This is a genomic window from Enterocloster sp. 210928-DFI.2.20 (assembly GCF_020554465.1).
Classification (GTDB): Bacteria; Bacillota; Clostridia; order Lachnospirales; family Lachnospiraceae; genus Enterocloster; species Enterocloster bolteae.
Genome location: NZ_JAJCHK010000016.1, coordinates 109,524 through 122,067 on the forward strand (window position 1 = coordinate 109,524; position 12,544 = coordinate 122,067).

Sequence of the window (12,544 nt, forward strand, 5' to 3'; positions counted from 1 at the left end):
GATTCTATATGGGCATTATATACGAAGAAAAATCAAGGCAGTTCCATCTGTACAACGATAAAATCAGTTATATCATGACATGCCTTCCCAACGGTCAGATGGGGCAGCTCTACTATGGGAAACGGCTGCGGCACAGGGAGAGCTTCGGCCATCTGCTGGAGTTTGCGCACAGGGATATGGCGCCCTGTGTCTATGAGGATGACACCACATTTTCACTGGAGCATATCAGACAGGAATATCCGGCCTTTGGAACCGGGGATATGCGGTATCCGGCTTATGGAATCAGAAGGGAAAATGGAAGCAGGGTCAGCTGTTTTGTATACAAAAGCCACACCATCCAAGGGGGAAAACCGGAATTGCCGGGCCTGCCTGCCGTTTATGTGGAGCAGGATGAGGAGGCACAGACACTGGAGCTATATCTGGAGGATCCTGTGGCAGGTATGGAACTGGTGCTTCTCTATACAATCTATGAAAACATGCCTGTGCTTACCCGCAGCGCCCGGTTTATCTGCCGCGGTCCGGAGCCGGTCTGCCTGGAGCGGGCCATGAGCCTGAGTCTGGACCTGCCGGATCCGCGTTACCAGATGGTTGATTTGACCGGGGCCTGGTGCAGGGAACGCTATGTGGACTGCCATGGACTTCACCGGGGAGTTCAGAGCATACACAGCATGAGGGGACACAGCAGCCACCAGTTCAATCCGTTCATCTGCCTGAAACGGCCTGATGCCGGGGAGGACAGCGGTGAGGTAATAGGCATCAGCCTTGTATACAGCGGTAATTTCCTGGCCCAGGCAGAGGTGGATACCATGGATACGGTCCGGGTGACCATGGGAATCCATCCGGAGGGATTTGACTGGCCCCTTTGTCCGGGGGAGGAATTCCAGACGCCCGAGGCAGTGATGGTATATTCAGGGGACGGCTTAAACGGCATGAGTCAGGCGTTCCACCAGCTCTACAGGACCAGGCTTGCCAGGGGGTATTGGAGGGACAGGGAAAGGCCCATCCTGATTAATAACTGGGAAGCCACATACATGGATTTTGACGAGGAAAAGATTCTCTCCATTGCAGACAAGGCAAGGGAGCTGGGCATAGAGCTGTTCGTGCTGGATGACGGGTGGTTTGGAAAGCGGGACGATGACACCACTTCCCTGGGGGACTGGTATCCCAACCTGCATAAGCTGCCCGATGGGATAACAGGGCTGGCAGGTAAAATCAGGGACATGGGAATGAAATTCGGCCTGTGGTTCGAGCCTGAGATGGTCAGCAGGGACAGCTGTCTTTACCGCGCCCACCCGGATTGGATGTTAGGGAGTACGGACCGGCCGGTGTGTACGGGGAGACACCAGTATGTGCTGGATTTTTCAAAGGACCAGGTGGTGGAATACATAGGGGACAGAATGGAGGAGATACTGGGGGACGGCGGTGTGTCTTATGTGAAGTGGGATATGAACCGTAGTATTTCCGACCTGTTTTCAGCGGGCCGGGATGCGCGGTACCAGGGAACCGTGTACCACAGGCAGATACTGGGAGTCTATAAACTGTATGAGCGGCTCACCAGGGATTTCCCCCATGTTCTGTTTGAATCCTGCGCCAGCGGCGGCGCCAGGTTTGACCCGGGCATCCTGTATTACGCTCCCCAGGGCTGGGTTTCCGATGACACAGACGGGGTGGAGCGCGTGAAAATCCAGTACGGAACCAGCCTGGTATATCCGGTCAGCTCCATGGGAAGCCATGTTTCCGCCATACCCAACCACCAGACCCAGAGGAATGTTCCCCTGGCTTCCAGGGCAGCGGCGGCCTTTTTTGGTACCTTTGGGTATGAACTGGATCTGAACCTGCTTACAGAGGAGGAGCAGTACCAGGTAAAGGAACAGATACGGTTCATGAAGGAACACAGGAAACTGATTCAGCAGGGAAGGTTCTACCGGCTTATAAGTCCCTTTGAGGGAAATGAGGCTGCCTGGATTGTGGTATCGGAAGACGAAAACAGGGCCATTGCAGCTTATTTCCGGTTCCTGCAGCCTGTGAATACCGGTTTTAAGCGGCTGGTGCTAAAGGGACTGAATCCGGGTACCATGTACCGGGTCAGCGGAATGGACTATACCTCGTACGGGGATGAACTAATGAGTGCAGGGCTGATTCTTTCGGATGGGGCCAGCGGCGTACGGACCAGTCCGGTGCCCCAGGGAGATTATCTGTCCCGGTTATTTTTGGTGGAGGCACAGCCTTGACAAAAACCTCCGGGCAGGTTATACTTAACAGGCAGTTTTCAGCAGATATCCATGCAGGCATTTGCTGATACATCTGCGTATGTACGGCCTAATATGTCATAAAGTTTCCACGCAGCCGGGGAGATAGCGGTGCCCTGTACCTGCAATCCGCTCCAGCAGGGGTGATACCTTGCCTCGGGCTGTTTGCTGCGAAGCTGCCTTGTGTAAGTGGCGTTGACGTCTGGGTCTTACGCAACGGGAATCCGTGAACCGTGTCAGGGCAGGAATGCAGCAGCACTAAGCGGAATCTCCCGTGTGCCGTGAGGCAGCCTGGATTGAGTTAACTGCATGAGTAACGTTCGTGGCAGCAGCACAAAGCAAGGTGCGTGGAATTTAAAAATGGGATATAAATCTGAGGATACGTCACTGTATCACCGGATTTATGTCCCATTTGTATTTCTGCACGGCGCGTTTCCCCGGAGCCGGCCAGCTGCCCGGATTCTGCGGCTGGCCGGTTGGCCTGCATGAGGCTGCCCGGTTGGCCGAATTTATACTTGCCCCGATAACACCTTTGCGTTATAATTACAAAATGGGTATAATAGAACCATTCCCAGGAAACATAACAGAAAGTGAAGAAACTCTATAAGGAGGAAGTGCAATATGAGAAGGATTGGGATGCTGACCAGCGGCGGAGACTGCCAGGCACTGAATGCCACTATGAGAGGTGTGGCAAAGTCCTTATATAACATGTTTGATGACGTGGAAATAATTGGATTTGAAGACGGATATAAAGGACTTATGTATGCAGACTATCAGATCATGAAATCATCAGATTTCTCAGGGATTCTCACCCAGGGCGGTACCATTCTCGGAACTTCTCGCCAGCCTTTCAAGCTCATGCGCACTCCTGATGAGAATGGACTGGATAAGGTGGAGGCCATGAAGCACACCTACAAAAAGCTGAAGCTCAGCTGCCTTGTCGTGCTGGGCGGGAACGGCAGCCAGAAAACAGCCAACATGCTAAGCGAAGAAGGACTTAACGTGGTATCCCTTCCCAAGACCATTGACAATGACCTGTGGGGAACGGATATGACATTTGGGTTCCAGAGCGCGGTGGATGTTGCCACCAATGCCATTGACTGTATCCATACCACGGCTGCGTCCCACGGGCGGGTGTTCATCGTGGAGGTCATGGGACATAAGGTGGGCTGGCTGACCCTGTATGCAGGTCTTGCAGGCGGGGCGGACATTATACTTCTTCCAGAGATACCATATGATATCAATATTGTGTGCGATGCCCTGACCAAGCGGTCCAAGGCAGGCAAGCGCTTCTCCATCCTGGCAGTGGCCGAAGGCGCCATTTCCAGGGAAGATGCCAAGATGAGCAAGAAGGAACTGAAGGAAAAGAAGAAAAGCGGAGTGGTATATCCGTCTGTGGCCTATGAAATCGGGGCCAAGATACAGGAAGTCATCGGCAGCGAGGTTAGGGTTACGGTTCCCGGCCATATGCAGCGAGGCGGTGAGCCATGCTCCTATGACCGCGTGCTGGCCACCAGGCTGGGCGCTGCGGCAGCCAGGCTGATTGCCCAGGAGCAGTATGGCTACATGGTGGCGGTGAAAAACAACGACATCACCCAGGTGCCTCTCTCCGAGGTTGCAGGAAGACTTAAGACGGTGGACCCGGAGTGTTCCATGATTAAGGAAGCCAAGATGGTGGGCATCAGCTTTGGCGATGAATAACAGCATGATAATCAAAATAAAGGTTATTTTAGAAATAAATTTATATAAACAAGATAGAATAACAGGAGTTGCCTAATATGTCATATACGGCGTTATACCGCAAATGGCGTCCGGTTTCCTTTGAGGATGTAAAAGGCCAGGACCCGATTGTGCAGACACTGAAAAACCAAATAACGTCGGAGCGAATCGGCCATGCTTACCTGTTCTGCGGTACCAGGGGAACAGGTAAGACCAGTATAGCCAAGATATTTGCCAGGGCAGTGAACTGCGAACATCCGGTGGACGGGAGTCCCTGCAATGAGTGTCCCACCTGCAGGTCCATTCAGTCGGGTTCCTCCATGAACGTGGTGGAAATAGATGCCGCGTCCAACAACGGTGTGGAGAACATACGTGATATAAGGGAACAGGTGCAGTATCCTCCCACAGAGGGACGCTACAGGGTCTATATTATTGACGAGGTCCATATGCTTTCCATAGGCGCCTTTAACGCTCTGTTAAAAACACTGGAGGAACCTCCCTCCTATGTGATTTTCATACTGGCCACCACCGAAGTGCATAAGATTCCCATTACGATTCTGTCCCGCTGCCAGCGCTATGATTTTAAACGCATATCCTTAGAGACCATAGCAAACCGCCTGAGGGAGCTGACTCAGGCAGAGCAGATACAGGTGGAGGACAAGGCGCTTCTCTATGTGGCAAAGGCGGCCGACGGTTCCCTCAGGGATGCCTTAAGCCTTTTGGACCAGTGTGTGGCTTTTCATTACGGGAAGGTGCTGACCTATGACAATGCCCTGGAGGTGTTGGGGGCAGTGGATTCCGGTGTGTTCAGCCAGATGTTCGGCGCTATTGTGGAGGGAAGGACAAAAGACTGCATATGCAGCCTGGAGGAGATTGTGATTCAGGGCCGTGAACTGGGCCAGTTTGTCACCGATTTTATATGGTATATGAGAAACCTTCTTTTAATCCAGAGCGCGGACGACGCAGAGGGTCTGGTGGATATGTCGGAGGAGAATTTAAAGCAGCTGAGAAGCGATGCGGGCAAGACAGACGGAACCACGCTGATGCGGTATATCCGTATCTTTTCCGAATTGTCCAACCAGCTGCGCTATGCCAGCCAGAAGCGGGTGCTGGTGGAAGTGGCGCTTATCAAGCTGACGCGTCCTTCCATGGAGCCAAACCTGGATGCCATCCTGCAGCGGTTGGGAGATCTGGAAGCCCAGATGGAGGATTTGGAGGCAGGGCGCATGGCCATCCCCATGGCAGCTGTTTATCAGGAGGCAGGCAGCGCGCCTGCCGGACAGGCGCCCCGGACCGGAGCCGGACCGGGGGCGGATGGGGGAACAGTACCCCAGGCAGCTGCGCCGTATGCTCCGGGACTTCAGGCAGATCCCGGGGCTGCACCCGAAAAGGTGGCTCTTCCCCAGGCCCAGCTGGAAGACCTGAAGCTGGTGAGAAACGAATGGGCCAAGATAGTCCGCAGCATGGGAGGCGGCGCCAGGTCGTATCTGCGGGACACTGTGGTGGAGCCTGGGGGAGAAGGCTGCCTGACCATCGTGTTTATGGATCCCATGAACTACGATATGGGTAAGCGGCCCACTGTGATAGGGGAACTGGAGCGCTATGTGGAAGCTAATTTCGGCAGGTCCATTTACTTTAAGACAAGGTTGGCCGGCCGTGGGGAGCGCCTTAATACGATTTATGTGACCCAGGAAGAATTGGAAGAAAAGATTCATATGGATATTACATATGAAGATGAATAATATAAAGATGAATAAGCGGAAATAATAGGAGGATAATACACCATGGCAAAACGTGGCGGATTTCCAGGCGGAATGCCTGGCAACATGAATAATCTTATGAAGCAGGCGCAGCGTATGCAGCGCCAGATGGAGGAGACCACCAAGGAGCTTGAAAATAAAGAATACACGGCTGCTTCCGGCGGCGGTGCGGTCAGTGTGACCGTGTCCGGCAAAAAAGAAGTGGTATCTGTTAAGCTGTCTCCCGACGTGGTGGACCCGGATGATATCGAGATGTTAGAGGACCTGATTGTGGCAGCCACCAATGAGGCATTCCGCCAGATGGAGGCTGAGAGCAGCGAGGCCATGTCCAAGCTGACAGGCGGCTTAGGCGGAGCACTGGGCGGAGGTTTTCCCTTCTAATGGATTATTACAGCAGTCAGATTACCAAGTTAATAGAGGAACTGTCCAAGCTCCCCGGAGTTGGGGCCAAGTCGGCCCAGCGCCTGGCATTTCACATTATCAACATGCCGAAGGAGCAGGTGGAGGAGCTGGCGGGAGCCATGACAGGCGCCAGGAATAACGTGCGCTATTGTAAGGAATGCTTCACCTTGACGGACAAGGAATTGTGCCCTATCTGCAGCAGTGACAGGCGGAATCATAAGACCATTATGGTGGTGGAGAATACCAGGGATTTGGCTGCTTATGAGAAAACTGGCAAATACGATGGGGTTTATCATGTGCTGCATGGCGCCATTTCTCCTATGCTGGGGATTGGCCCGGGGGATATAAAGCTGAAGGAATTGATGCAGAGGCTCCAGTCGGATGTAGAGGAAGTCATCATTGCGACCAATTCCAGCCTGGAAGGCGAGACCACAGCTATGTACATAAGCAAGCTGATAAAGCCTACAGGGATTAAAGTGACCAGAATTGCCAGCGGAGTACCCGTTGGCGGAGATTTGGAATACATAGACGAAGTAACACTTCTTCGGGCATTGGAAGGCAGGACGGAACTTTAGACAGCAGATTTCCATACCGGGAACTAGCGATAGGGAGATGCAAAAGATGGATAAATACGAGTTTAACATAAAAGTTGAGCAGATTAAGAAGATGGTAAGCCGCGGGGACTATGAAACGGCCATGAAGATAGCCGATACCATAGACTGGCGCAGAGTGAGGAATGTAAACATTCTGTCCATGGTGGCAACCATCTATGAGAAGAACGAAGAGTACCAGGAGGCCAAGGATATTCTGCTGCTGGCATTTGAGCGGGCGCCCATAGGAAAGCGCCTGCTGTTCAAGCTGGCGGAGCTGGCTATCAAGGAGGGCAGTTTCCAGGAGGCAGAGGATTACTACAGGGAGTTTTGTGATCTGGCGCCGGATGATCCCAGACAGTATATCCTGCGCTACCTGATTCTGGGAGCTAAGGGAGCGCCCGCGGAGCAGTTGATTCATACCCTGGAACAGTACTGCAACATTGAACTGGATGAAAAATGGATCTATGAGCTGGCAGAGCTGTATGCGGAGGCTGGTATGGGAGAACTCTGCATCATGACCTGCGATAAGATTATGCTTATGTTCGGCCTTGGGAAATATGTGGAGAAGGCCATGGAGCTTAAGATACAGTTTGCGCCTCTGACAAAGTACCAGATGGATCTGGTGGAAAACAGGGATAAGTATGAGGCCCGTCTCAAGGCAGTGGAGCAGGAGTACCGCGCCGGAAAAAGGCCTGCGGATTATGAACCCGTGCCCGAGAAGAAAACGGAAGTCTCTCCCCAGTCCTACATGGCCCGCCAGGAGGCTGCTTTTGCAGCGGAGCCCGAAGCGGAGTACCCGGAGGACGGATATTCGGAAAGTGGATACGCAGAAGGCGGGTATCAGGAGGACGGATACGCAGAAGACGGATACGCGGAAGACGGATACCCAAATGATGGGTATGCAGAGGACGGATATCCGGAAAGCGGGTATGCGGAAGACGGATATACGGAGGAGAGATACACAGAACGCGGGTATCGGAATGACCGGTATGCCCAGAATGAGTATCAGAATGACAGATATACAGAAGCAGGATACCCGGAGGACGATTATTCAGAGCGTGATTATCAGAAAAGCGGATATCAGGCAGAGGCATATCAGGAAGATTCCTATACGGATGAAGATGGTTCTGAGGAGGTATATGCACGGCAGGGCCGTTACGGAAATGAATATCCGGACCAGAATGTGCAGGAAGATACGCAGGACGGCGCCGAGGCCGGGTATCCGGAGGAACACCACGGGATTGCTGTTGGGGCAGAGGAACCATATGAGGATGAGGGCGCACACACCCGGGTTACCATAGAGTCTGAGGATTCGGATGAAGGAGAGGAACCGCTAAAGGAGCCACAGTCCCAGTGGATGCCGGATAAGCCCCGGATTCTGTCAGATGAAGCCGTGCGGGCGAGAATGCATGAGGCGGAGGTTCAGGCAAATCTGGCAAAGGAGATGTCCAGGATATCAGACGGACGTCACAGGCCGGAGACAACATCTGCCCAGACACGTGTATTGACCGATATAAAGGATTTGGGGAGAGAGTCATCTGTCCAGGAATCCCATCATTTCATGATAGAAGCCGAGTATTCCAGTTCAGGTCTGGACCAGGCCATTGAACTTCTTAAGAAGATTCATAAGGAAACAGGGGCTAAGAACCAGGCCGCCAAGATAACAGGGGAAAAGCTTAACAGCAAAGGTGTATTTGCCATTGCGGACAAGTTAACAGGCAAGGACCTGATTATTGAACAGGCGGGCGCCATGGAGGAATCCACCCTCCAGGAGCTGAACCAGCTGATGGCCAGGGATGAGACCGGTATGAATGTAGTCCTTATAGACGTGGCGGGTAACCTGGCCCGTATTCATAAGGTATATCCAGGATTGGCCAAACGGTTTGAATATGTAGGGAAGATGGGGCCGGAAGAGGTTGCTTATGTGGCGCCGGAAGGAGATGACCGCCCTGTACGTCCTGTGCAGCTTCGGAAGACGGAAGAGGCGGCTGCGCCCAGGACAGCTCTGAGACGGACAGAAGAACCGGCTGTGGGCAAGGTTCAGCCGGTAGCGGAACCAGCTGCCATCAGGAGCCTTCCAAAACCAGAGACAGAGCAGAAGCCGGCCGCAGAACGTAAAGCAGGAACAGAACAGAAACCAAAGCCGGAGCGCAGGAAAATGGAAGAGAGCCGCCCGGAGCCGGCTGCCCCCAGGGAAGAACATAAAGAAGTCTCCCTTAAGGCGGCGGAAACCCCGCCGGTTCTGCCTCAGCCGGAAGAACCGGATTATGATGACCAGCAGGAGATGGATATTGATGAATTTGCCCAGTATGCATGCCAATATGCCAGCGATATTGACTGCAGCATATCAGGAAAGAGCATGCTGGCCCTCTATGAGCGCATTGAAATTATGGAGGAAGACGGCGTACCCCTTACAAAGGTAAATGCTGAGGACCTGATAGAGGAAGCTGCTGATAAAGCGGAGAATCCATCCTTCATAAAGCGGATAACAGGAATATTCTCGTCCAAGTATGACAGGGACGGTCTTCTGATATTGAAAGAGGAGCATTTTATATGATGACCATAGGTTTGATTGCACTGGATCTTGACGGCACCCTGCTGGACAGCCAGAAAAATCTGTCAGAGCGCAACCGCAGGGCACTGGAGCGCTGCGCCCGTATGGGCATACAGATTGTACCGACCACAGGCAGGGCAGTGGATGGTATCACGCAGGAAGTACGGTCTCTGCCGGGAGTCAACTATGCCATATCCACCAACGGCGGAACAGTAGCGGACCTTGTTAAGGGAACCAGTCTGAAGCGGTGTACACTATCCAATGCAAAGGCATTGGAAGTCATGGACATCGTTAAAAGGTACAGGGCGATGTATGATCCGTATATAGACGGAAGAGGGATTTCCCAGCCTGAGTTCATCGGACATATGGAAGACTTCGGCCTGAGTCCTGTGATTCAGAAGATGGTGCTCTCTACCAGGGATGTTGTTCCCAATATCCTGAATTACGTAACAGAATGTAAGAAGGATGTGGAGAAAGTCAACGTATATCTGGCTGATGTGAATGACATAGTTCCGCTGCGAAAAGAGCTATCAGCTGTAGAAGGCATTGTCATCAGTTCATCCCTGTATAATAATCTGGAAATCAATGCTCTGGGAGCCACAAAGGGTATTGCGCTTATGTGGCTGGCAGATTATCTTGGGATTGCCCCTGAGGCCACCATGGCATTTGGCGATGGGGAAAATGATCTCTCCATGCTGGAAGCAGCCGGAGTGGGCATTGCCATGGGAAATGGACTGGACATAGCTAAAAACGCTGCAGATCAGATTACGCTGACAAATGATGAGGATGGAGTTGCGGACGCCATAGAACGCCTGATATTCAACTAAAAGAAAGACTGAAATTATATGGACATGATATTAGAACATTGGCTGTCTGCCGGTGCAGGAGTTTTTCTCATTGGTATGGTGCTGTATGGACATTACAGGGGAGCGCTGAAGCAGTGCGTATCCCTGGGAGCGCTGATACTTACCATTGTGTTGGTGAAGATTGCCACTCCGTATATGACGGATTTTATCAAGGATAATCCGTCCATACGCCAGAGCGCGGCAGAGGCCATACTGGATGCAGCTGGCTGGGAGGAACCATCCGCGGAAAACACGGAGCTTCCGGCAGCGCAGCGCATTGTCATTGAGAACCTGAATCTTCCCCAATCCGTTAAGGAAACGCTGCTTGAAAACAATAACAGCGAGTTTTATCATATGCTGGGAGTGGACCAGTTTGCTGAATATGTCAGCACATATTTGGCCGACATTCTCATCAATGCAGTTAGTTCCATCATCCTGTTTGCAGTGGTCTATATTCTGATTCATCTGGTGGTGCGGTGGCTGGATCTTATAGCGCGGCTGCCTATATTGTATGGATTGAATCATATAGCAGGTGCAGTACTGGGATTAATCCAGGGACTTCTGTTTCTTTGGATTGGCTGTTTTTTGGTGGGAATCTTTTCCGCCACACCTTTGGGAATGACATTGGAGGAACAGATCAACGCAAGTACCTGGCTGCGGTTTTTATATCAGTACAATCTGATTAATATTGTACTGGGCGGTATTATCCGGGGTATTCTATAGAAGAAAAAATATAATTGTTCCTTTAATATATATAATTAAAACAAATCGCTGGGAGGGGATGGAAACATCTGTAAGCAGCGATTTTTTTATTAACCACAAAATATAGAAATATACAGAAAAAATAAGCACATTTAGTGGTGCGAAAATAAAGTTGAAAATTGTATAAAAAAATGGAACAAATTCCCTTGACAAGTTGATAAAGTAGTGATATATTAAAGGTCCACCGCGAAAAACGGTAGGACAACTCGAAAAAATGAGTTAAAAAAGTTGTTGACAAACAGTAACAGATATGGTAATATATAAAAGTTGCTGCTAAGACAGACAACAAAAAAGAAATAAAAAAAGTTGTTGACAAACAGTTGCAAATGTGATAGACTATCAAAGTTGCTGCTGAGGCAGCCGACAACAAAGAACCTTGATAATTGAAGATTAGACAGTATGTAAAACCCTGAAAATTCTAAAAACAAAAGGTCTGGTTTAGGCCTTTGGATTTGAGAAAATTCAGAACAAAACCAAGTAATGAAGGTTAAAGATAACTAGCCAAGCTAAGTAGTCTGAAACCTGGAATCAACTTTTAAACATGAGAGTTTGATCCTGGCTCAGGATGAACGCTGGCGGCGTGCCTAACACATGCAAGTCGAACGAAGCAATTGAAGGAAGTTTTCGGATGGAATTCGATTGACTGAGTGGCGGACGGGTGAGTAACGCGTGGATAACCTGCCTCACACTGGGGGATAACAGTTAGAAATGACTGCTAATACCGCATAAGCGCACAGTACCGCATGGTACAGTGTGAAAAACTCCGGTGGTGTGAGATGGATCCGCGTCTGATTAGCCAGTTGGCGGGGTAACGGCCCACCAAAGCGACGATCAGTAGCCGACCTGAGAGGGTGACCGGCCACATTGGGACTGAGACACGGCCCAAACTCCTACGGGAGGCAGCAGTGGGGAATATTGCACAATGGGCGAAAGCCTGATGCAGCGACGCCGCGTGAGTGAAGAAGTATTTCGGTATGTAAAGCTCTATCAGCAGGGAAGAAAATGACGGTACCTGACTAAGAAGCCCCGGCTAACTACGTGCCAGCAGCCGCGGTAATACGTAGGGGGCAAGCGTTATCCGGATTTACTGGGTGTAAAGGGAGCGTAGACGGCGAAGCAAGTCTGAAGTGAAAACCCAGGGCTCAACCCTGGGACTGCTTTGGAAACTGTTTTGCTAGAGTGTCGGAGAGGTAAGTGGAATTCCTAGTGTAGCGGTGAAATGCGTAGATATTAGGAGGAACACCAGTGGCGAAGGCGGCTTACTGGACGATAACTGACGTTGAGGCTCGAAAGCGTGGGGAGCAAACAGGATTAGATACCCTGGTAGTCCACGCCGTAAACGATGAATGCTAGGTGTTGGGGGGCAAAGCCCTTCGGTGCCGTCGCAAACGCAGTAAGCATTCCACCTGGGGAGTACGTTCGCAAGAATGAAACTCAAAGGAATTGACGGGGACCCGCACAAGCGGTGGAGCATGTGGTTTAATTCGAAGCAACGCGAAGAACCTTACCAAGTCTTGACATCCTCTTGACCGGCGTGTAACGGCGCCTTCCCTTCGGGGCAAGAGAGACAGGTGGTGCATGGTTGTCGTCAGCTCGTGTCGTGAGATGTTGGGTTAAGTCCCGCAACGAGCGCAACCCTTATCCTTAGTAGCCAGCAGGT

General features: G+C 51.3%; 8 protein-coding genes, 1 rRNA gene and 1 other RNA gene. All 10 read left to right on the forward strand.

What is annotated here, in order from left to right:
- Positions 1-8 precede the first annotated feature (8 nt).
- Positions 9-2,231, forward strand: a complete 2,223-nt coding sequence (locus LI015_RS15785; RefSeq protein WP_227125627.1) for an alpha-galactosidase — start codon at positions 9-11, stop codon at positions 2,229-2,231.
- A gap of 107 nt (positions 2,232-2,338) precedes the next feature.
- Positions 2,339-2,600, forward strand: an RNA gene (gene ffs / locus LI015_RS15790) — signal recognition particle sRNA large type.
- A gap of 270 nt (positions 2,601-2,870) precedes the next feature.
- Positions 2,871-3,950 (forward strand): 6-phosphofructokinase, encoded by a 1,080-nt coding sequence (locus tag LI015_RS15795; protein ID WP_002565848.1) that lies wholly within the window; start codon positions 2,871-2,873, stop codon positions 3,948-3,950.
- A 77-nt stretch (positions 3,951-4,027) separates the two neighbouring features.
- Entirely contained in the window at positions 4,028-5,710 is a 1,683-nt protein-coding gene (gene dnaX, locus LI015_RS15800; RefSeq protein WP_002565849.1) for a DNA polymerase III subunit gamma/tau, read from the forward strand.
- A 42-nt stretch (positions 5,711-5,752) separates the two neighbouring features.
- Complete coding sequence (locus LI015_RS15805; RefSeq protein WP_002565850.1) at positions 5,753-6,109, forward strand: YbaB/EbfC family nucleoid-associated protein; 357 nt, start codon at positions 5,753-5,755, stop codon at positions 6,107-6,109.
- Positions 6,109-6,705: a recombination mediator RecR gene (gene recR / locus LI015_RS15810; protein WP_002565851.1), complete on the forward strand. Its 597-nt coding sequence runs from the start codon at positions 6,109-6,111 to the stop codon at positions 6,703-6,705. Before LI015_RS15805 ends, recR begins: the two co-directional genes overlap by 1 nt.
- A gap of 46 nt (positions 6,706-6,751) precedes the next feature.
- On the forward strand, positions 6,752-9,280 hold the full coding sequence (locus tag LI015_RS15815) for a tetratricopeptide repeat protein (protein WP_227125629.1): 2,529 nt from the start codon (positions 6,752-6,754) through the stop codon (positions 9,278-9,280).
- Positions 9,277-10,104, forward strand: coding sequence for a Cof-type HAD-IIB family hydrolase (locus LI015_RS15820; RefSeq protein WP_002565853.1), 828 nt, complete (start codon positions 9,277-9,279; stop codon positions 10,102-10,104). The genes LI015_RS15815 and LI015_RS15820 overlap by 4 nt, the downstream gene beginning before the upstream one ends.
- Positions 10,105-10,122: 18 nt before the next feature.
- Positions 10,123-10,845: a CvpA family protein gene (locus tag LI015_RS15825; RefSeq protein ID WP_227125631.1), complete on the forward strand. Its 723-nt coding sequence runs from the start codon at positions 10,123-10,125 to the stop codon at positions 10,843-10,845.
- Positions 10,846-11,421: 576 nt separating this feature from the next.
- Positions 11,422-12,544, forward strand: a 16S ribosomal RNA gene (locus tag LI015_RS15830); the annotation flags it as partial.